A 20,740-nucleotide genomic window follows, 5' to 3' on the forward strand; every position below is an offset into this window, starting at 1 on the left:
CGCATATGCATGTTGACAGTGACCAACAAGCAGTTGTAGGAAGCGGTTGCCGAGCGGCGGCGCGGCCGGGCGTTTATAATCGGCTATCTACTGGATCCCACTGCAATGACTTCTCAACTGTCCACGAAGGGCGAGGCCTGGTCCGCGCGCTTTTCCGAACCCGTTTCCGACCTCGTCAAGCGCTACACCGCTTCCGTCAACTTCGACAAGCGCCTGGCGCCGTTCGACATCCAGGGCTCGCTCGCCCACGCCGGCATGCTGCACGCCCAGGGCATCCTGAGCGCCCAGGACCATGCCGACATCGAGCGCGGCATGGCCCAGATCCTGTCCGAGATCGAAGCCGGCACCTTCGAGTGGCTGCTCGACCTGGAAGACGTCCACCTCAACATCGAAAAGCGCCTGACGGAACTGGTGGGCGACGCCGGCAAGCGCCTGCACACGGGCCGTTCCCGCAACGACCAGGTGGCAACCGACATCCGCCTCTACATGCGCGCGGCCATCGACGACATCCTGGGCCTGATCCGCGACCTGCGCGGCGCCCTGCTCGACCTGGCGGAGAAGCACGCCGACGTGATCCTGCCCGGCTTTACGCACATGCAGGTGGCGCAGCCGATCACCTTCGGCCACCACATGCTGGCCTATGTGGAGATGTTCGGCCGCGATGCCGAGCGCCTGGTCGACGCGCGCCGCCGCGTCAACCGCCTGCCGCTGGGCGCCGCCGCGCTGGCCGGCACCACCTTCCCGATCGACCGCGCGCGCGTGGCGCACCTGCTCGGCTTCGAGGACGTCTGCCACAACTCGCTGGACGCCGTATCCGATCGCGACTTCGCGATCGAGTTCTGCGCCGCCGCGTCGCTGGTGATGATGCACGTCTCGCGCATGTCGGAAGAACTGATCATCTGGATGAGCCCACGGGTCGGCTTCATCGACATCGCCGACCGCTTCTGCACCGGCTCGTCGATCATGCCGCAGAAGAAAAACCCGGATGTGCCGGAACTCGCGCGCGGCAAGACCGGCCGCGTGTACGGCCACCTGATGGGCCTCCTCACGCTGATGAAGGGCCAGCCGCTGGCCTACAACAAGGACAACCAGGAAGACAAGGAGCCGCTGTTCGACACCGTCGACACGCTCACCGACACCCTGCGCATCTTCGCCGACATGGCCAAGGGCATCACCGTCAAGCCGGACGCGATGCGCGCGGCTGCGCTGCAGGGCTACGCCACCGCGACCGACCTGGCCGACTACCTGGTCAAGAAGGGCCTGCCGTTCCGCGATGCGCATGAAGCGGTCGCGCATGCGGTGCGCGCCTGCGACCTGGCCGGCTGCGACCTGTCCGAGATGCCGCTGGAGCAGCTGCGCGCATTCTCGCCGCTGATCGGCGACGACGTGTACGCGGTGCTCACGCTGGAAGGCTCGGTGGCGGCGCGCGACCACATCGGCGGCACCGCGCCTGCACAGGTGAAGGCGGCGATCGCGCGCGTGCGCGAACACCTCACCAGGTAGCATCCCCAAGGACTGTTCCCGCTGGGGACAGTCCTCAGTCTCCCGCATGCCGCACCCCTGTCGCCCTGAAGATCAGGGCACAGCCCCTTCCATTGCTGACATACCGTGAACACTGGCACAATACCCCCACAATAAAATGGGGAGACAAGCCTGATGTTCCTGAAGGCCGCAAGACTCATTGACACGCTCAATGAAAAGGTCGCGAATATAGTGAGCTGGGCGCTGGTGGCGGCAGTCGTCATCTGCGCGGCAAATGCGCTGCTGCGCTATGGCCTGAATCTGAGCTCCAACGCCTGGCTCGAAATCCAGTGGTACCTGTTCGCGGCGATGTTCCTGCTCGCGGCGCCGCACACCCTCAAGCGCGACGAGCATGTGCGCATCGACGTCGTCGCCGGGCGCTTCTCCAAGCGCGCGCAAGCCTGGATGGACCTGTTCGGGTTCGTCCTGTTCCTGCTCCCCGTCTGCGCGCTGATCCTGTGGTACGCCATCCCCTACGCCATGCTGTCGCTGCGCGGCGGCGAAATGTCGATGAACGCGGGCGGCCTGCTGCAGTGGCCGGCCAAGATGCTGATCCCGGCAGGCTTCCTGCTGATGATCCTGCAAGGCGTTTCCGAGATCATCAAGCGCATCGCCTTCCTCGCCGGCCGGGTCGACGCCAGCGCTTTCGGCAAGCCGCACGACGGCGCGCCTGCGCTCGGCGAATAAGGGGATCGCATGGAACAGTTCCTCATCGCGAATCTCGCGCCGGTCATGTTCGGCGTGCTCGTCGTCTTCCTGCTGTCCGGTTTCCCGGTCGCGTTCGCGCTCGCCGCCAATGGCCTGCTGTTCGGCCTGATCGGCATTGAGCTCGGGCTGCTGCAGCCGGAGCTGCTACAGGCGCTGCCGAACCGGATCTTCGGCATCATGGGCAACGACACGCTGCTGGCGATCCCCTTCTTCACCTTCATGGGCCTGGTGCTGGAGCGCTCGGGCATGGCGGAGGACCTGCTCGACACGATCGGGCAGCTGTTCGGGCCGATCCGTGGCGGCGTCGCCTACGCCGTGATCTTCGTCGGCGCCCTGCTGGCCGCCACCACCGGCGTCGTGGCCGCCTCGGTCATCTCGATGGGCCTGATCTCGCTGCCGGTGATGCTGCGCTACGGGTACGACAAGCGCATCGCCAGCGGCGTGATCGCCGCTTCCGGCACGCTCGCCCAGATCGTCCCGCCGTCGCTGGTGCTGATCGTGATGGCCGACCAGCTGGGCCGCTCCGTGGGCGACATGTACCGCGCGGCGTTCGTGCCCGGCCTGATGCTCACGGCCCTGTATGCCGGCTTCGTGTTCATGGTGACCATGGTGCGCCCGAACGCCATGCCCGCCCTGCCGCTGGAGGCGCGCAACCTGCGCCAGCCGGACGGCAGCAGCGGTACGGCCTCGCTGGCCGCCGTGGTCGCGGGCGGCATCGCGGTGGCCTTCGGCTTTACGCAATGGTGGACGCACCGCGGCGTCGCCGTCGGCGAAGAAGCGGCGATCTACGGCGCGGTCGCGGGCGTGGCGGCGGCCTTCCTGTTCGCGCTGGCCAACCGGCACCTGAAACTGGGGCTGCTCTCGCGCCTGGCCGAAAAGGTCGTGTTCGTGCTGATCCCGCCGCTCGCGCTGATCTTCCTGGTCCTGGGCACCATCTTCGTCGGCATCGCCACGCCGACCGAGGGCGGCGGCATGGGCGCGCTGGGCGCGGTGCTGCTGGCCGCCGCCAACCGCCGCCTGTCGTTCCCGCTGATGAAGCAGGCGATGGATTCGACCACGCGGCTGTCGTGCTTCGTCATGTTCATCCTGATCGGATCGACGGTGTTCGCGCTGACCTTCCGCGGCATCAACGGCGACCTGTGGGTGGAGAGCCTGCTCACCAACTTGCCGGGCGGCGCGCTGGGCTTCCTGATCGTGGTGAACATCCTGATCTTCGTGCTCGCGTTCTTCCTCGACTTCTTCGAGCTGGCCTTCATCATCGTCCCGCTGGTCGGGCCGGTGGCCGAAAAGCTGGGCATCGACCTGATCTGGTTCGGCGTGCTGCTGGGCGTGAACATGCAAACGTCGTTCATGCATCCGCCGTTCGGCTTCGCGCTGTTCTACCTGCGCTCGGTCGCTCCCAAGGCGGTGAAGACGTCCGACATCTACTGGGGCGCGATTCCGTTCGTGCTGATCCAGGTCGTGATGGTCGCGCTGATCATCTGGTTCCCCGGCATCGTCACCGTGGAGGACAAGGTCGACATGAAGGAAAATATCGAATTGCGCATCGACGCGCCCGAGCCGGAGTTGTCCGCGCCGGAAGCGCCGGACTACGGCGACACCACACAGGAGTAAGGCATGGCAATTGGCGGCAGCACCGAAGAGCAGGCACTGGCCCGGCTGTCGGATATGACGGGCGGGATCGAAGGCATCGGCAAGGACGAGCATGCGTCGCGCATCGCGAAGGCGCAGGCGTTCATGCGCGCGCAGGGCATCGCAGCGGTGTACCTGAACGCCGGCACCAACCTGGCCTACTTCACAGGCATGCGCTGGTACCCGAGCGAACGCATGGTCGGCGCCATCCTGCCTGCCGAAGGCGGCGTCGAATATATCGCGCCGGCGTTCGAGGAAGGCACGCTGAACGGGTTCATGAAGATCCCCGGGCCGGTGAACTGCTGGCAGGAGCACGAGAATCCGTATGCGCTGTTCGTGGCCGTGCTGCGCCGGATGGGCGTGGCGGCCGGGAGCCGGGTCGGCCTCGACGAGAGCACGCCATTCTTCATCGCAGACGGCATCCGCCAGCAGGAATCAGGCTACGTGCTGGAAAACGCGAAGCAGGTGACGGCGCACTGCCGCATGCGCAAGTCCGCCGCCGAGATCGCGCTGATGCAGCGTGCCAAGGACATGACGCTGGAAGTGCACAAGGCCGCGGCGAGCATCCTGCGCGAAGGGATCACGACTGCCGAAGTCACCGCGTTCATCGACCGCGCGCACCGCAAGGCCGGGGCTTCCGGCTCCTACTTCTGCATCGTGCTGTTCGGCGAAGCCAGCGCTTATCCGCATGGCGTCAACTACGAGCAGGAGCTGAAAAAAGGCGACGTCGTGCTGATCGACACCGGCTGCAAGTTCAAGGACTATATCTCCGACATCACCCGCACTTATGTGTACGGGGAGCCGACCGAACGCCAGCGCGCGGTGTGGAATGCGGAGAAGGCGGCGCAACAGGCCGCGTTCGAGGCGGCACAGCTGGGGGTGCCTTGCGGCGATGTCGACCGTGCGGCGCGCGCGTCGCTGGAAGCGGCGGGATTCGGTCCGGGCTACGCGCTTCCGGGGCTGCCGCACCGGACCGGCCACGGCATCGGCATGGACATCCACGAATGGCCCTACCTGGTCGGCAGCGACGATACGCCGCTGGACGTGGGCATGTGCTTCTCGAACGAGCCGATGATCTGCGTGCCGGGAGAATTCGGCATCCGCCACGAAGACCACTTCTACATGACGGAAAAAGGGCCGCGCTGGTTTACCCAGCCGGCCCATTCCATCGATAACCCCTTCGCCTGAACCGCGAGGGGGACTGTCCCCGGATTTTTGCCACCTGGCGGAATCGCACTATTCATGGTCGATTCCGCCAAAGGCCGGGGATAGCACTGCCCGCTCAGCGGCGGAGGGACAGTGCCAGCTCCTATTAGCTGCGCTTCTGGACCAGGGTGAGGATGTCGTAGCTGGCCACCAGCTCGCCATTCTGGTTGGTCACCTGCACATCCCACGCCACCACGCCCTGGCCGACGCCGCGCTCGTCGGTGCGGTTGCGGTCGACCTTGCGCTTGCAGGTCAGGCGCGCACGAATGGTGTCGCCGATCGCCACCGGCGCCACGAAGCGCAGGTTGTCCAGGCCGTAGTTGGCCAGCACCGGACCCGGCGCCGGCGACACGAACAGGCCCGCCGCCGCCGACAGCACGAAGTAGCCGTGCGCGATGCGCTTGCCGAACTGCGAGTCCTTCGCCGCGATCTCGTCGAAGTGCATGTAGAAGAAGTCGCCGGAAACGCCGCCAAAGGCGACGATGTCCGCCTCGCTGACCGTGCGGCGGTGCGTCAGCAGCGAGTCGCCCATCTTGAGGTCTTCGAAGTACTTGCGGAACGGGTGCACTTCCGATTCCTGCACCTTGGCGCCGCGGACGTATTCGCCCGTGACTGCCGCCAGCATGGTCGGCGAACCCTGCACCGCCGCGCGCTGGAGGAAGTGGCGCACCGCGCGGATGCCGCCCAGCTCCTCGCCGCCGCCGGCGCGGCCGGGACCGCCGTGCTTGAGCTGCGGGAGCGGCGAGCCGTGGCCGGTCGAATCGACCGAGCTTTCCGCGTCCAGGATGTGGACGCGGCCGTGCGAGGCGGCCGCCACCGGCACGGCGTAGGCGGCAATCGCAGGCTCCTTGGTCACCAGCGTCGACACCAGGCTGCCCTTGCCGCGTGCGGCCAGTTCCAGCGCTTCGTCGATGCCGTCGTAGGTCATCATTGTGCTGACCGGGCCGAATGCCTCGACGTCGTGAACCGCGTCGTTCTCCATCGGGTTACGGCACAGCAGCAGGGTCGGGCAGAAGAAGGCGCCGGCGTGCACGCCCTCGCCCACCGGCTTGAAGTCGTCGCAGGCGCCGAACAGGACCTCGTTGCCGCGCGCGAGCATCGCAACGCGCTCGGTCACGTCGCGCACCTGGTCCATCGAGGCCAGCGCGCCCATGCGCACGCCTTCCACGGACGGGTCGCCGACCACCACTTTCGCCAGGCGCGCGCGCAGGCGCTCGGCCACCGCGTCCACATGCTGGCGCGGCACGATGATGCGGCGCACCGCCGTGCACTTCTGGCCGGCCTTGGTGGTCATCTCGCGCGCCACTTCCTTGACGAACAGGTCGAACTCGGCGTCGTCAGGCGCCACGTCCGGCGCCAGGATCGCGCAATTGAGCGAATCGGCTTCCGCCGTGAACGGCACCGATTGCGCGATCAGGTTCTTGTTGGCGCGCAGCTTGGCCGCGGTGTCCGCCGACCCGGTGAAGGTGACGGCATCGTAGCCGCCAAGGCGGTCCAGCAGGTCGCCGGTGCTGCCGATGACTAGCTGCAGCGCGCCGTCCGGCAGGATGCCCGATTCGTGGATCATGCGCACCAGCGCTTCGGTCAGGTAGCTGGTTGCCGTCGCCGGCTTGCCGATGCACGGCATCGCGGCCAGGAAGCTTGGCGCGAACTTCTCGAGCAGGCCCCATATCGGGAAGTTAAAGGCGTTGATGTGCACGGCCAGGCCGCCGCGCGGCACCAGGATGTGGGTGCCGGCGAAGCCGCCGCGCTTGCCCAGCGCCATGGCCGGACCTTCGTGCAGCACGTTCGAGGACGGCAGCTCGCGGCTGCCCATGCTGGCGTAGGCGAACAGGGTGCCAATGCCGCCTTCCACGTCCACCCAGCTGTCCGGGCGGGTGGCGCCGGTCAGGTGCGAGATGCGGTACAGCTCTTCCTTGCGGTCCATCAGGTAGACAGCCAGCGCCTTGAGGCGCTGCGCGCGCAGCTGGAAGTCCAGCTTCATCAGGCCGGGCACGCCGGTCTTGCGGGCGTAGGTGACCGCTTCGTCGAAGTCGATCTGCTCGGCGTGGGTGTGGTAGATCATCTGGCCGTTCAGCGCGCTGTGCAGCGGCGCATGCGCCTCCTTGCCGATCCAGCGCCCGCCGATCAGGCTTTGCAGGGTTGCGGTCATTGCTTGTCTCCGTCTTGGTTAGTCTGTTTCAAGCCGTGTTCCAGGCCGAATTCGATGCGCTTGCGGCCGGGTTCCGGCTCGGTCAGGGCGTCCACTTCACGCATGGTGGCCAGCGAACGCTCGGCCAGTTCGTGGTACTGGCGGGTGCCGAAGCTCTTCCATGCGATCTCTTCGTCACGCAGTTCGCGCATCACGCGCGCCGGGGTGCCCATCACCATGCTGCGCGGCGGGATCACCATGCCGGCCTTCACGAAGCTCATGGCGGCGACAATGCTTTCCGCGCCCACCACCGCCTTGTCCATCACGACCGCGTTCATGCCGACCATCGCGTTGCGGCCGATGCGGCAGCCGTGCAGCACGGCGCCGTGGCCGATGTGGCCGTCCACTTCCACCACCGTCTCCTCGCCGGCAAAGCCGTGCATGACGCAGGTATCCTGGACGTTGGCGCCCTCCTCCAGCACCAGCCGGCCGAAGTCCCCGCGCAGCGACGCCAGCGGGCCGATGTAGCAGCGCGGCCCGACGATCACGTCGCCGACCAGCACCGCGGTCGGGTGCACGAAGGCGGTCGGATGCACGACCGGGCGCACGCCATTGATTTCATACACCTTGACCATTACACGCGCTCGATGACGAGGGCCGCGCCCTGGCCGACGCCGATGCACATGGTGCACAGCGCGTAGCGCTTGCCGGTGCGGTGCAGCTGGTTGACCGCGGTGATCACGAGGCGCGCGCCGGAGGCGCCGAGCGGGTGGCCGATGGCGATCGCGCCGCCGTTCGGGTTCACGCGCTCGCTGTCGTCGGGCAGGCCGAGGTCGCGCGTGACCGCGAGGCCCTGCGCGGCGAACGCTTCGTTCAGTTCGATCACGTCGATCTGGTCGAGGGTCAGGCCGACCTGCGCCAGCACTTTCTTCACTGCCGGGGCGGGGCCGAAGCCCATGATGCGCGGCGCAAGGCCGGCCGTGGCCATGCCCAGGATGCGCGCGCGCGGCTTCAGCCCGTGGCGGTCGACCGCCGCGCCGGAGGCGATCAGGATCGCGCAGGCGCCGTCGTTCACGCCCGATGAATTGCCTGCGGTGACGCTGCCGTCCGGCGCTACCACGCCCTTGAGCTTTGCCAGCGCTTCGATGGTGGTGTCGGGGCGCGGATGCTCGTCGGTGTCGACCACTTTCGGGTCGCCCTTCTTCTGCGGGATCGTGACCGGCACGATCTCTTCCTTGAAGAAGCCTTCGGCATGGGCCCTGGCCCAGCGCTGCTGGCTGCGGATCGCGAACGCGTCCTGGTCGGCGCGCGACACGCTGAATTCCTTCGCCACGTTCTCGGCCGTCTCCGGCATCGAGTCGATGCCGTACTTTGCCTTCATCAGCGGATTGACGAAGCGCCAGCCGATGGTGGTGTCCTCGATCTTCGCGGTGCGCGAGAAAGCGCTGTCGGCCTTGCCCATCACGAACGGGGCGCGCGTCATGCTTTCGACGCCGCCGGCGATCATCAGGTGCGCTTCGCCCGCCTTGATCGCGCGCGCGGCGGTGCCGACCGCATCCAGGCTGGACGCGCACAGGCGGTTGATCGTCATGCCCGGCACTTCCACCGGCAGCCCGGCCAGCAGCGCGGCCATGCGCGCGACGTTGCGGTTGTCTTCGCCGGCCTGGTTGGCGCAGCCGTAGTACACGTCGTCCAGCTGCGACCAGTCCACGCCCGGATTGCGCGCGACCAGCGCGGCGATCGGCACGGCGGCCAGGTCGTCGGCGCGCACGCTTGCCAGTGCGCCGCCGAAGCGGCCGAACGGGGTGCGGACCGCGTCACAGATGTATGCGTCGTTGATGCTCAATTGGTGGCTCCTTGTTGGTTCGTGCGCCCGTCAGTGGTCATGGCGGGCATTCAGTGCGGCCTCGCCCACGCCATCGGGCGCGACCAGGTGGCCGGCGATGCGGTGCGATTTGCCGCGGAAGAGCGCGATGGCGCGGCCGTCCTGGTTGCAGACGCGGACGTCGTACACGCCGGTCTTCCCGGACAGCGAGACCTCGACCGCTTCGGCCGTCAGCACGTCGCCTTCCTGCGCCTGGGCGAGAAAGTCGATGGTGCAGCCGGCGCCGACGGTCACGTTGTTGTGCGAGTTGCAGGCGAAGGCGAAGGCACTGTCGGCCAGGGTGAAGATATGGCCGCCGTGGCAGATCGCGTGGCCGTTCAGCATGTCCGCGCGCACCGGCATCGACATCAGCGCGTAGCCGGGGCGGATCTCGACCAGCCGCATGCCCATCGCCTGGCTCGCGCTGTCACGCTCGTACATGGCCTGGCCGACTCGGCGGGCCAGCGCCAGCGCTTGCTCAGGCATGGAACTTCGCTCCCGCAGCCCGCTTGCGCCGCAGCAGCGGCGACACGCGGTAACGGTCCTCGCCATAGGCGCGCGCCATGTTGTCCAGCACCGTCACGATGTGGGCGAGTCCGACCTGGTCGGCCCATTCCAGCGGGCCCTTCGGATAGTTCACGCCCTTCTGCATCGCGGTGTCCACGGCTGCAGCGTCGCACACGCCCTGGTTGACCGCGTCGGCCGCTTCGTTGGCGAGCATGGCCACGGTGCGCATCGCCACCATCCCCGGCACGTCGTCGATGCGGGTGACGGTGAAGCCGGCCGCCTGGAACAGGCCGACGACGGCACGGTAGGCGGAATAGCTGCACTGGTCGGCGCGCGCCAGCACGACGCGCTTTGCGCCCGCCGCGTCGAGCACCAGGTCGTACAGCACGGTGTCCGGATGCTTGTTGGCGGCCGCGCGCTCGGTCGCGGTGCGCCCGTCGGTCAGGAACACGGCCGCTCCGCTGGTGTGGAAGGCGGCTGCCTCGTCCTCGCCGGCATGCGGGAGCGGCTTGCGGTGCGGGATGCGGTAGCCGTGCGCGACAAGGCGCTGCTCCATCGGCGCCACCACCGAGGTGCTGCCCGGCTCCTGGCTCACGCTGACCGACTCGGGACGCGGCTCGGGATCCTCCTGCGCCACCAGCGGCGCTGCCGCGCCTTCCGAATAATCGTAGAACCCGCGCCCCGTCTTGCGGCCCAGGTAACCTGCGTTGACCATTTCGAGCTGCACCACCGATGGCGTGAAGCGCGGGTCGCCGTAGTAGGCGTTGTGGACCGACTGCGTGACCGAATAGTTGACGTCGTGCCCGATCAGGTCCATCAGTTCGAAGGGTCCCATGCGGAAGCCGGCCGACTCGCGCATGATCGCGTCGATGGTCGGGGCGTCGGCGGCCTGCTCGGACAGCAGGCGCAGCGCCTCGGCGTAGTACGGCCGCGCGACGCGGTTGACGATGAAGCCCGGCGTCGACTTGGCGTGCACCGGGCTCTTGCCCATCGCGAGCGCGGTCAGGTACACGGTTTCCGCCACGTCTTTCGTGGTTGCCAGGCCGCTGATCACTTCGACCAGCGCCATCAGCGGCACCGGATTGAAGAAGTGCATGCCGACCACGCGTTCCGGGCGGCGCAACTGGGCGGCGATCGAGGTCACCGAGATCGACGAGGTATTGGTGGCAAGGATGCAATCGTCGCCGACGATGCCTTCCAGGTCCGCGAACAGCTTGCGCTTGGCGTCGAGGTTCTCCACGATCGCTTCGATCACCATGGCGGCGCCGCGCATGTCTTCGAGTGTCGCCGCTTCCTCCAGGCGGCCGCGCGCGGCGCTGGCATGCTCGCCGCTCATCTTGCCCTTTTCGACCAGCTTGCCGAATGTCTTGCCGATGCCGTCGATCGCCTTCGCCACCGCTTCCGGGCGGCTGTCGAACAGCCTGACGCGGTAGCCGGCGCTGGCCGCCACCTGCGCAATGCCCGCGCCCATTGCACCGCTGCCGACGACAGCGATGACGCTATTGCGATCCAGTTCGTTCGACGCCATGGTTCATTCCCCTTTGAAGTGGGCGGGACGCTTTTCGATGAAGGCTTGCACGCCTTCGCGGTAGTCGTGGCTGTAGCCAAGCTCGCGCATCATCTCGCCTTCGAGCTTGAGCTGTTCTTCCAGCGTGTTGCCCCAGCTGAGGCGCAGCGCCTTCTTGGTGAACGCCAGGCCCTTGGTCGGAGCGACCGCGAAGTGTTCCGCCATCGCGCGCGCGTCGCCCATCAGGCCCGCGTCGGGAATGCACTTCCAGATCAGGCCCCACTGCTCGGCGCGTTCGGCATCGAGCTTCTCGCCCAGCATGGCCAGGCCGGTGGCGCGCGCATGGCCCAGCAGGCGTGGCAGGTGCCAGGTGCCGCCGGTATCGGGGATCAGGCCCAGCTTGCAGAACACTTCGACAAAGCTCGCGGACTTGGCAGCCAAGACGATGTCGCAGGCCAGTGCGAGGTTGGCGCCGGCGCCCGCGGCCACGCCGTTGACGGCGCAGATGACGGGGATCGGCAGGGTGCGCAGCTTCATCACCAGCGGGGCGTAGAACTGCTCGACCGATTCGCCCAGGTCGACGCCCTTGGCGCCCGGCTCCACCGCGCGGTCGGACAGGTCCTGGCCGGCGCAGAAGCCTCGTCCGGCGCCGGTCAGCAGCAGCACGCGCACCGACTTGTCCGCTTCGACCTTCTCCAGCGCGTCGCGCACTTCGAGGTGCATCGCGCGCGTGAAGCTGTTCAGTTTTTCGGGGCGGTTCAGCGTCAGCGTGGCGATGCCGTCCGCGACCTCGAACAGGATGTTTTCGTAGCTGCCCATGCTTGTCTCCATATTGTTATTCGGCCTGGTCGAAGTCGACCACCACCTTGTCCGTCACCGGGAAGCTCTGGCAGGACAGCACGAAGCCGCGCGCGACCTCGTAGTCTTCCAGCGCGTAGTTCACGTCCATCTCCACCTTGCCGTCGACCACCTTGCAGCGGCAGGTCGAGCATACACCGCCCTTGCACGAGTAGCGCATGTCGATGCCGGCCTTCAGGCCCGCATCCAGCAGCGATTCCTTTTCCTTCTCCATGGTGAAGGTAGTGGCGTTCCCGTCCAGGATCACGGTGACTTCGGTATCGTGCCTGGCGTCCGCGTCCAGCACGCGCGGCTTGTGCTGGTGCTTGGGGATCGAGGCCGCGAACAGTTCGACCTTGATGTTCTCCTTCGGCATGCCGGCTTCCTGCAGCGCCGCCGAGACGCCCAGCATCATGTCTTCCGGGCCGCAGATGAAGGCGACGTCGATGTCCTCGACCGGGGTCCAGTGCTTCAGCAGCTGTTCGACCTTCTCCTTGGTGATGCGGCCGTTGAACAGTTCGATATCCTGCTGCTCGCGGCTCATCACGTAGACGATGTTCAGGCGTTCGAGGTAGGTGTCCTTCAGTTCGCCCAGCTCGTCGCGGAAAATCACGGAGGACGACGCGCGGTTGCCGTAATAGAGCGTGAAGGTGCTGTTCGGCTCCGTCATCAGCGTGGTCTTGATGATCGACAGGATCGGGGTGATGCCGCTGCCGGCAGCGAACGCCGCGTAGTGGCGCCCCTGCGACGGGTCGAGCGGCACGTTGAAGTGGCCCATCGGTGGCATCACCTCGAGCTGGTGGCCAGCCTTCAGGTTCGCATTGGCCCAGCTGGAGAACAGGCCGCCCGTGGTGCGCTTGATCGCCACGCGCAGGCACTTGTCCTGCACCGCGGAGCAGATCGAATACGAGCGGCGCACGTCGTCCTCGCCGATCTGCGTGCGCAGCGTCAGGTGCTGGCCCTGCTGGTAGGCGAAGGCCTCGGCCAGTTCGACTGGCACCTCGAAAGTCACGGAGATGGTGTCGCGCGTCTCCTGGCGCACCGTGGACACGGTCAGTGGATAGAATTTGCTCATGGTCGGCCTTAGTGGCTCTTGAAATAATCGAATGGCTCGCGGCAGTCCAGGCACTTGTACAGCGCCTTGCAGGACGTGGAGCCGAACTGGCTGGTGAGCTGCGTGTTGGACGATCCGCAGTTAGGGCAGGCGATTGCCGGCTCGTCGCCGCGGCGCCGGATCAGGGCGCTGATGTCGACCACCTGCTGCGCGGGCGGCGCGATGCCGTAGCCCTTGAGCGCGGCCTTGCCCTTGTCGCTCATCCAGTCGGTGGTCCAGGCGGGCGACAGGCGCGTCTCCAGCCGCACACGCTCGATGCCCGCGCGGGCCAGTTCCTGCCTGACTTCCTGGGCGATGACTTCCATCGCCGGGCAGCCGGAATAGGTCGGCGTGATGGTGACGACGCATTCGCCGCCCTCGAAACGCACGTCGCGCACGATGCCGAGATCGACCACCGAGATCACCGGGATCTCGGGGTCCGCAACCTGCTGCAGGCGGTCCCACACCGCTTGCACGTCCATTACCATTCGGCTCCGGGGTAGGCGCGCTGCAGGAACTGCATCTCGGCCAGGATATAGCCCAGGTGCTCGGTATGGCGACCCTGCTTGCCGCCGCTGTGCATCCACGCGTCCGGCGGCAGCATGGTCAGCGTGGCTTCCTCGAACACGCGCGCGACATGGTCCAGGAAGGCCGCGCGCAGGCCGGCCGCTTCCGGCGCCACGCCCTGCTCCACCATCGCGTTCTCGACCGCGTCATAGGCGAACATCTCGCCGGTGTAGGCCCACAGCTCATTGGCTGCCGACTGGATTTTCGCGTGGCTGTCGGCGGTGCCGTCGCCCAGGCGCACCACCAGGTCGCTGCTGCGGCGCAGGTGGTAGGTGATTTCCTTGACCGACTTGGCGGCGATTTCGGCGATGCGCGGATCGCTCGAGTTCACCAGTCCCTGCATCAGGAAGTAGTGGAAGGTGTCGAAGTAGAACTGGCGCATGGTGGTGTCGGCGTAGTTCCCGTTCGGCTGCTCGGTGATCAGGCAGCAGCGCATCTCGTGCGCGTCGCGCAGGAACGCCAGCTTGTCCTCGTCGCGGCCGCGGCCTTCCAGCTCGCCCGCGTAGGACAGCCACATGCGCGTCTGTCCCAGCAGGTCGAGTGCGACGTTGGTGAGCGCCATGTCTTCTTCCAGCGCCGGGCCCTTGCCGCACCACTTGGACAACTGCTGCGACAGGATCAGCGCGCTGTCGCCCAGGCGCAGCAGGTATTCAAACTTTGCGTTATCCACGGCGGCGCTCACAGGTTCTTGACTTCTTCCGGCATCGGGAAGAAGGTCGGGTGGCGGTACACCTTGCTGTTGGACGGCTCGAACAGCGGCGCCTTGTCGCCCGGGCTCGATGCGACGATGTCGGCGGCGCGCACGACCCAGATCGACACGCCTTCGTTACGGCGCGTGTAGACGTCGCGCGCATTGTTGATCGCCATTTCCGCGTCCGATGCGTGCAGGCTGCCGACGTGCTTGTGCGCCAGGCCGTGCTGGCTGCGGATGAACACTTCCCACAGGGGCCATTCTTTGCTCATTGTCTCTCTCCGTTCTTATGCTGCCTGCTTCTTCGCGGCCTGCTTGTCCGCATACGCGACCAGCGCGTCGCGGAACCACTCGCCGTCTTCATATGCCTTGACGCGCGTGCGCAGGCGCTCCTTGTTGCATGGGCCATTGCCCTTCAGGACGTTCTGGAATTCGCTCCAGTCGATGGCGCCGAAATCGTAGTGGCCGCGCTCCTCGTTCCATTTCAGGTCCGGGTCGGGCAGGGTCAGGCCGAGGAATTCGGCCTGCGGCACGGTCTGGTCGACCATGCGCTGGCGCAGCTCGTCGTTCGAGAACAGCTTGATGCGCCATTGCGCCGACTGCGCGCTGTTGACCGATTCCGCGTCGGACGGGCCGAACATCATCAGCGACGGCCACCACCAGCGGTTCAGCGCATCCTGCGCCATCTGTTTCTGCTCCGGCGTGCCGCGGCACAGCGCCAGCATGATGTCGTAGCCCTGGCGCGCGTGGAAGGACTCTTCCTTGCACACGCGGATCATGGCGCGCGCATACGGGCCGTACGAGCAGCGGCACAGCGGGATCTGGTTGATGATGGCCGAGCCGTCCACCAGCCAGCCGATCGCGCCCATGTCGGCCCAGGACAGGGTCGGGTAATTGAAGATGCTGGAATACTTGGCCTTGCCCGAGTGGAGCGCGGCCAGCAGCTCGTCGCGCGACACGCCCAGCGTCTCGGCGGCGCTATATAAATACAGGCCGTGGCCCGCCTCGTCCTGGATCTTGGCCAGCAGGATCGACTTGCGCTTGAGCGTGGGCGCGCGCGTGACCCAGTTCCCCTCCGGGAGCTGGCCGACGATCTCCGAGTGCGCGTGCTGCGAAATCTGGCGGATCAGCGTCTTGCGGTAGGCGTCCGGCATCCAGTCCTTGGCTTCGATCCTGATGCCGGCGTCGATGCGGGCCTGGAACTCGCGCTCCTGCTGGTCCATTTCTTCCTGCGTGCGGACGTTCTTCAGCCCGGTCTCGACCATCTGTGCGTACATGGCAACTCTCCCATCATGCTTGTTCCCTGCGATGATACGATACAGTAATCATCAAGTATATAAAAATCTTGACTCATATTTAGGTTATGCTTGCCGTCATGAAACATCTCACCATCCCCGAGTGGATCGCCCACTTCCTGGCAGCCGATCCGCCGCGCTCCAAGTCGCTGGTGATGACGGTGTTCGGCGACGCCGTCAGCCCGCATGGGGGGTCGGTGTGGCTGGGCAGCCTGATCGAGCTGGCCGCGCCGTTCGGCATTTCGGACCGGCTGGTGCGCACCAGCGTGTTCCGGCTGGCGCAGGAAGGCTGGCTGGCCGCGGCCCGCGACGGCCGCCGCAGCGCCTACACCATCGCGCCGTCGGCGCTGGCGCGCTTCGAGCATGCGAACCGCCGCATCTACCTGCCGCTGGACGGGCACTGGGACGGCTCCTGGACGCTGCTGCTGGCCGGCGCGTCGCCGCTGGGCGCGGCCGAACGCACGCGCCTGCGCAAGGAGCTGGCGTGGGAAGGCTATGCGCAGCTCGCGCCCGGCGTCCTTGGCCATCCTGCCGGCAGCGCGGAGGTGCTGGACGAAGTCCTCACCCGCCTGGCGCTGCACGGGCAGGCGCCCGTGTGCTCGGTGCGCGACCTGCCCGGCACGGCCGGGCGGCCGCTGCGCGAACTGGTGGGCGAATGCTGGGACCTGGCGCCGGTGATCGCCTCGTACTTGCACTTCGCGGACGTGTTCGGGCCGCTGCTTGCGCTGCTGCGGCGCGGCTGCGGCGCGCTGTCGCCGCAGCAGGCCTTCGTGGTGCGCACGCTGCTGGTGCACGCCTACCGGCGGGTGCAGCTGCACGATCCGATGCTGCCGATGGAGCTGCTGCCTGCGCCGTGGCCGGGAGCGCAGGCCTACGAGCTGGCGCGCGAGATTTACCGGGCCACGTTCGCGCTGGCCGAGCAGCATGTGATGGAGGTGCTGCGGCGCGAAGACCCGGATGCGCCGCAGGCCGACGCGTCGTTCTACGACCGGTTCGGCGGACTGGAATAAGGGGACCGCCCCTCACGCGGCGCTGGCGTAGCAGCGCAGCAGCGACAGGTCGATATCGATGCCCAGGCACGGCCAGTACAGCCGCGTGGCCGACAGCATCTCGATGCGCGAGATCTCGCGGATGGTCGCGTGCTCGAAGTCGGGATATTCGTGGAAGGCGATGTAGAGCTCCTCGCCGCCGGCCCCGACCCAGAACCCGTGCGGGGAAATGGTCGTGACTTCGGCGCTCTGTACAGGGATGTGTCGCATGGCTGGCAAACCGTGGTTCGATGGCGGAATGCCAACGTTAACAAAGGCCGGAGTGATGCCATTTGAGCCATACCATGCCAAACGCGTTAAAATCACCGGCTCAGCTCTCACCAACCGGAATTCTTTAATGCCTATCAAGATCAGCTGCCAGTTCGACGCCGGCGCCATCGAGGTGGTCAGCGCGGACAACGCGAACGCCATCGACCTGAACATCCGCAAGGACTCGCACGCGGACATCGTCCAATGGTTCTACTTCCGCCTGCAGGGCGCGCAGGGCGAGCCGTGCACAATCCGCTTCCTGAATGCCGGCCAGGCCGCCTACCCGAAGGGCTGGGAAGGCTACCAGGCGATGGCCAGCTACGACCGCCTGAACTGGTTCCGCGTGCCGACCAGCTTCGACGGCCAGGTCATGACCATCAACCACACCCCGGGCATGGACAGCGTGTATTACGCCTACTTCGAGCCGTATTCGTGGGAACGCCACCTGGAGCTGCTCGACCGCGCCCAGATGTCCGAGCACGTGCGCCTGTTCGACCTGGGCAGCACCGTGGACGGCCGCGACATGAACATGCTGGTGATCGGCGAGGAGCACGCGAACCGCAAGAAGGTCTGGGTCATCGCGCGCCAGCACCCTGGCGAGACGATGGCCGAATGGTTCGTCGAAGGCATGCTCGACGCGCTGCTCGACCCGGCCAACCCGTTCGGCCGCCAGCTGCTGAAGGAAGCGGTGTTCTACGTGGTGCCGAACATGAATCCGGACGGCTCCGTGCGCGGCAACCTGCGCACCAACGCGGCCGGCGCGAACCTGAACCGCGAGTGGAATTCGCCGTCGATGGAGCGCAGCCCGGAAGTGTACCTGGTGCGCGAGAAGATGAAGGAAACCGGCTGCGACCTGTTCCTGGACGTGCACGGCGACGAAGGCCTGCCGTACGTGTTCACCGCGGGCAGCGGCGCCCTGCCGGCGTTCACGCCGGAGATGGCCGCGCGCGAGAAGAAGTTCCAGAAGGACTTCATGATCGCCACGCCGGACTTCCAGGACGTGCATGGCTATCCCGACGCGCCGTACACCGACGAAGTGCTGACCATGGGTTCGCCGCACATCACCCACCTGTTCGGCTGCCTGTCGCTGACCCTGGAACTGCCGTTCAAGGACAACGCCAACGATCCCGACCCGCAAACCGGCTGGGACGGCGCGCGCAGCGCACGCCTCGGCGGCGCCGTGCTGCAGCCGGTGCTCCAGGCCCTGCGCGGCTAACACAGGAAGGGGACCGCCACTGCGCTCCAGGCGCCAGTACGGTCCCCGCTTGGCGCAGCACGGCCGGCCCGCCGGCCATTTACTCACCGCCCCGCTTCCAATCGTGCTTGAGCCGCGCCGTGGAAATGCGAAAATGCCCGTCCATGACCCAACACGCAGACAGACTATCCCTGTTCGAAGGCGAAGGCGAAGTTCGCAGCCTGCTGCGCAAGCTTGACTGGTCCCGTTCGCCGCTGGGCGATCCGCGCGCCTGGCCGCATGCGCTGGTCACCGTGGTGCGCCTGATGCTCAACTCGAAATTCCCCATGTTCGTGGCGTGGGGCCCGCAGCTCGGCTTCCTCTACAACGACCAGTACGTCGCGATCCTGGGCAACAAGCACCCGAACGCGCTGGGCATGCCGTTCGAGCAGATCTGGTCCGAGATCTGGCATGACGTCGGCCCGGTCGCCGCCGCCGCGCTGGCGGGACGCTCCTCCTACTTCGAGAACATGCCCCTGCGGATGCTGCGCACGGGACGCATGGAGCTCACCTACTTCACCTTCTCGTACTCGCCGGTGGAAGGCGACCATGGCGAGATCGAGGGCATGTACTGCACCTGCATCGAGAGCACGCAGGAAGTGCTGGCGCGCCGGCGCCAGGAGTTCCAGCTCAAGCTGTCCGATGCGATGCGGGTGCTGGACTCCCCTGCCGAGGTGATCGAGCAGGCCAGCCGCATGCTGGGCGAGTGGCTCGGCGTGTCGCGCGTGGGCTTTTCGGAGATGTTCGCCGACGAGAAAACCATGATGCTGCGCAGCGAATGGAACCGCGACGCGGGCGCCAGCCTCGAAGGCAGCGTACTTACGCTCGACGATTTCGGCCAGGAGATCGCCGACCTGCTGCGCGCGAACGGCGCCATGATCGTGGACGACGTCACCACCGATCCGCGCACCGCAGCCTATGCCCAGTCCTACGCGAACATCACCGTGCGCGCCGTGCTGGCACTGCCCCTGATGCGCGGCGGACGCCTGGTGGCGCTGCTGTACATGCACGACAACACGCCCCGCGCCTGGTCGGACGAGGACATCGAGCTGGCGCGCGACATGGGCGAACGCACCTGGGCGGCCGTCGAGCGCGCCCGCGCCCAGCTGGAACTGCGCACGGAACGCGACCGCACCCAGTACATCATCGACAGCATGAACGACGGCTTCGCGATGGTGGCTCCCGACTGGACCTTCACCAGCGTCAACAAGGAAGGCGCGCGCATCCTCGGCTGTCCGCAGGAGGAGCTGATCGGCAAGGACATGTGGGCCACCTTCCCCGAGACGGTCGGTTCGGGCCGCGAGGAACTCTACCGGCGCGTCCAGTCGACCCGCGTGGCAGCCTCGCTGGAATCCCAGTTCAGGTACCGCGACGGCACGCAAACGTGGCTGGAAGTGCGCGCCTACCCGTCCCTGGACGGCGGCATCACGATCTTCTACCGCGACATCAGCGACCGCAAGCAGGCCGAACGCGAACTGCAGGAATCCAACCGCCGCAAGGACGAATTCCTCGCCATGCTCGCGCACGAGCTGCGCAACCCGCTGGCCCCGATCGGCGCTGCGGCCGAGCTGATGGAAATGGTACAGCTGGATGGCCAGCGCCTCAAGCAGACCAGCCAGGTGATCAGCCGCCAGGTGCGCCACATGACCGGGCTGGTGGACGACCTGCTGGACGTCTCGCGCGTGACGCGCGGCCTGGTCGAGATCAAGCGCACGCCGCAGGACGTCAAGAGCATCGCGGCCAGCGCGGTCGAACAGGCGCGACCGCTGATGGAGGCGCGCAGGCACCACCTGGTGGTGGACCTGGCGCCCGAGCGCGCCCACGTGCTGGGCGACGAGAACCGGCTGGTGCAGATCCTCGCCAACCTGCTCAACAACGCGGCCAAGTACACGCCGGAAGGCGGCCAGGTGCGCCTGTACACCGAGGTGCACGAGAAGGAAGTGGTGCTGGGCGTGAGCGATAACGGCATCGGCGTGCCGCGTGCGCTGCAGACCGAGATATTCGACCTGTTCTCGCAGGCCGAGCGCACCTCCGATCGCGCCCAGGGCGGGCTGGGACTGGGCCTGGCGCTGGTGCGCAGCCTGGTGGAGCTGCACGACGGCCGCGTGTACTGCGTCAGCGAAGGCGAAGGCCGCGGCAGCACCTTCGTGGTGCACCTGCCGCGCATGACCGAGGTGGCCGCAAGCTCGGGATGGGAAGCCCGCAAGGCCCTGCATCGCGCGCCGTCCAGCCTGCGCATCCTGCTGGTGGACGACAATGAAGACGCGGCTTCGATGCTGGCCATGGTGCTGGAAGCGTCGGGCCACAGGGTGACCGTCGAGACCTCGTCGGCGCGGGCCCTGGAGCGCGCGTCCAGCGCGCCGTTCGACGTCGGCGTGCTCGATATCGGGCTGCCCGAGATGGACGGCTACGAGCTGGCGCGCCGCATCCGCACCCTGCCCGGCAACGGCAGCATGCTGCTGATCGCCGTCACCGGCTATGGACACGAGAACGACCGCGAAAAAGCCGCGGCGGCCGGCTTCAACCACCACTTCGTCAAACCGGTGGACTCGCGCAAAATCATGTCGGTGCTGCCGCTCCGCTGAGCAGGCAGTCCCCGGGTTTGGCGGAATCGGCCATGATGTAGTCGATTCCGCCAACCGGCCGGTT

The 20,740-nt window shown here is 66.9% G+C and carries 19 protein-coding genes; 7 read left to right on the forward strand and 12 right to left on the reverse strand.

Annotated elements, in window-relative coordinates; genetic code table 11:
* Positions 1-105: 105 nt before the first annotated feature.
* The 4 genes from argH to ACFSQR_RS10235 all read left to right on the forward strand — a co-directional run bounded on the left by argH (position 106) and on the right by ACFSQR_RS10235 (position 5,049).
* Positions 106-1,503: an argininosuccinate lyase gene (gene argH / locus ACFSQR_RS10220; RefSeq protein WP_377729660.1), complete on the forward strand. Its 1,398-nt coding sequence runs from the start codon at positions 106-108 to the stop codon at positions 1,501-1,503.
* A gap of 153 nt (positions 1,504-1,656) precedes the next feature.
* Entirely contained in the window at positions 1,657-2,208 is a 552-nt protein-coding gene (locus ACFSQR_RS10225) for a TRAP transporter small permease subunit (RefSeq protein ID WP_377729661.1), read from the forward strand.
* A gap of 9 nt (positions 2,209-2,217) precedes the next feature.
* Complete coding sequence (locus ACFSQR_RS10230) at positions 2,218-3,843, forward strand: TRAP transporter large permease subunit (protein WP_377729662.1); 1,626 nt, start codon at positions 2,218-2,220, stop codon at positions 3,841-3,843.
* A 3-nt stretch (positions 3,844-3,846) separates the two neighbouring features.
* Positions 3,847-5,049 carry a M24 family metallopeptidase gene (locus ACFSQR_RS10235; RefSeq protein WP_377729663.1) on the forward strand — a complete coding sequence of 401 codons (1,203 nt, stop codon included), beginning with the start codon at positions 3,847-3,849 and terminating at the stop codon, positions 5,047-5,049.
* 124 nt (positions 5,050-5,173) lie between these two features.
* Here the strand turns inward: ACFSQR_RS10235 and paaZ are convergent, their stop codons facing one another.
* The 11 genes from paaZ to paaA are packed head-to-tail and all read right to left on the reverse strand — an operon-like array spanning position 5,174 to position 15,541.
* Positions 5,174-7,219: a phenylacetic acid degradation bifunctional protein PaaZ gene (paaZ, locus tag ACFSQR_RS10240; RefSeq protein WP_377729664.1), complete on the reverse strand. Its 2,046-nt coding sequence runs from the start codon at positions 7,217-7,219 to the stop codon at positions 5,174-5,176.
* On the reverse strand, positions 7,216-7,833 hold the full coding sequence (locus ACFSQR_RS10245; RefSeq protein ID WP_377729665.1) for a phenylacetic acid degradation protein PaaY: 618 nt from the start codon (positions 7,831-7,833) through the stop codon (positions 7,216-7,218). The genes paaZ and ACFSQR_RS10245 overlap by 4 nt, the downstream gene beginning before the upstream one ends.
* The gene (pcaF, locus tag ACFSQR_RS10250; protein ID WP_377729961.1) at positions 7,833-9,038 is read right to left on the reverse strand and encodes a 3-oxoadipyl-CoA thiolase; all 1,206 of its coding nucleotides are present in this window, start codon (positions 9,036-9,038) and stop codon (positions 7,833-7,835) included. The genes ACFSQR_RS10245 and pcaF overlap by 1 nt, the downstream gene beginning before the upstream one ends.
* Before the next feature lie 36 nt (positions 9,039-9,074).
* A complete protein-coding gene (gene paaI / locus ACFSQR_RS10255; protein ID WP_377729666.1) occupies positions 9,075-9,548 on the reverse strand; it encodes a hydroxyphenylacetyl-CoA thioesterase PaaI in 474 nt (157 codons plus the stop codon).
* Positions 9,541-11,097, reverse strand: a complete 1,557-nt coding sequence (paaH, locus tag ACFSQR_RS10260; protein ID WP_377729667.1) for a 3-hydroxyacyl-CoA dehydrogenase PaaH — start codon at positions 11,095-11,097, stop codon at positions 9,541-9,543. The genes paaI and paaH overlap by 8 nt, the downstream gene beginning before the upstream one ends.
* A gap of 3 nt (positions 11,098-11,100) precedes the next feature.
* Positions 11,101-11,895 carry a 2-(1,2-epoxy-1,2-dihydrophenyl)acetyl-CoA isomerase PaaG gene (gene paaG, locus ACFSQR_RS10265; protein WP_377729668.1) on the reverse strand — a complete coding sequence of 265 codons (795 nt, stop codon included), beginning with the start codon at positions 11,893-11,895 and terminating at the stop codon, positions 11,101-11,103.
* Positions 11,896-11,911: 16 nt separating this feature from the next.
* Positions 11,912-12,988 (reverse strand): 1,2-phenylacetyl-CoA epoxidase subunit PaaE, encoded by a 1,077-nt coding sequence (paaE, locus tag ACFSQR_RS10270; protein WP_377729669.1) that lies wholly within the window; start codon positions 12,986-12,988, stop codon positions 11,912-11,914.
* A gap of 8 nt (positions 12,989-12,996) precedes the next feature.
* On the reverse strand, positions 12,997-13,488 hold the full coding sequence (paaD, locus tag ACFSQR_RS10275; RefSeq protein ID WP_377729670.1) for a 1,2-phenylacetyl-CoA epoxidase subunit PaaD: 492 nt from the start codon (positions 13,486-13,488) through the stop codon (positions 12,997-12,999).
* Entirely contained in the window at positions 13,488-14,243 is a 756-nt protein-coding gene (gene paaC, locus ACFSQR_RS10280) for a 1,2-phenylacetyl-CoA epoxidase subunit PaaC (protein ID WP_377729671.1), read from the reverse strand. Before paaC ends, paaD begins: the two co-directional genes overlap by 1 nt.
* 8 nt (positions 14,244-14,251) lie before the next feature.
* On the reverse strand, positions 14,252-14,536 hold the full coding sequence (paaB, locus tag ACFSQR_RS10285; protein ID WP_377729672.1) for a 1,2-phenylacetyl-CoA epoxidase subunit PaaB: 285 nt from the start codon (positions 14,534-14,536) through the stop codon (positions 14,252-14,254).
* 15 nt (positions 14,537-14,551) lie between these two features.
* Positions 14,552-15,541 carry a 1,2-phenylacetyl-CoA epoxidase subunit PaaA gene (gene paaA / locus ACFSQR_RS10290; RefSeq protein WP_377729673.1) on the reverse strand — a complete coding sequence of 330 codons (990 nt, stop codon included), beginning with the start codon at positions 15,539-15,541 and terminating at the stop codon, positions 14,552-14,554.
* Positions 15,542-15,639: 98 nt separating this feature from the next.
* On the opposite strand from paaA, the gene paaX reads away from it, so the two are divergent.
* The gene (paaX, locus tag ACFSQR_RS10295; RefSeq protein WP_377729674.1) at positions 15,640-16,569 is read left to right on the forward strand and encodes a phenylacetic acid degradation operon negative regulatory protein PaaX; all 930 of its coding nucleotides are present in this window, start codon (positions 15,640-15,642) and stop codon (positions 16,567-16,569) included.
* 12 nt (positions 16,570-16,581) lie between these two features.
* Here paaX and ACFSQR_RS10300 read toward each other — a convergent pair whose 3' ends face one another.
* Positions 16,582-16,818 (reverse strand): DUF2442 domain-containing protein, encoded by a 237-nt coding sequence (locus tag ACFSQR_RS10300; protein WP_377729675.1) that lies wholly within the window; start codon positions 16,816-16,818, stop codon positions 16,582-16,584.
* 127 nt (positions 16,819-16,945) lie between these two features.
* On the opposite strand from ACFSQR_RS10300, the gene ACFSQR_RS10305 reads away from it, so the two are divergent.
* A complete protein-coding gene (locus ACFSQR_RS10305; RefSeq protein ID WP_377729676.1) occupies positions 16,946-18,073 on the forward strand; it encodes a M14-type cytosolic carboxypeptidase in 1,128 nt (375 codons plus the stop codon).
* A gap of 143 nt (positions 18,074-18,216) precedes the next feature.
* Positions 18,217-20,676 carry an ATP-binding protein gene (locus ACFSQR_RS10310; RefSeq protein ID WP_377729677.1) on the forward strand — a complete coding sequence of 820 codons (2,460 nt, stop codon included), beginning with the start codon at positions 18,217-18,219 and terminating at the stop codon, positions 20,674-20,676.
* The last annotated feature ends 64 nt before the right edge of the window (positions 20,677-20,740 follow it).

Origin of the sequence: Pseudoduganella sp. GCM10020061, from assembly GCF_042683405.1 — a bacterium.
Lineage (GTDB): Bacteria > Pseudomonadota > Gammaproteobacteria > Burkholderiales > Burkholderiaceae_D > Telluria.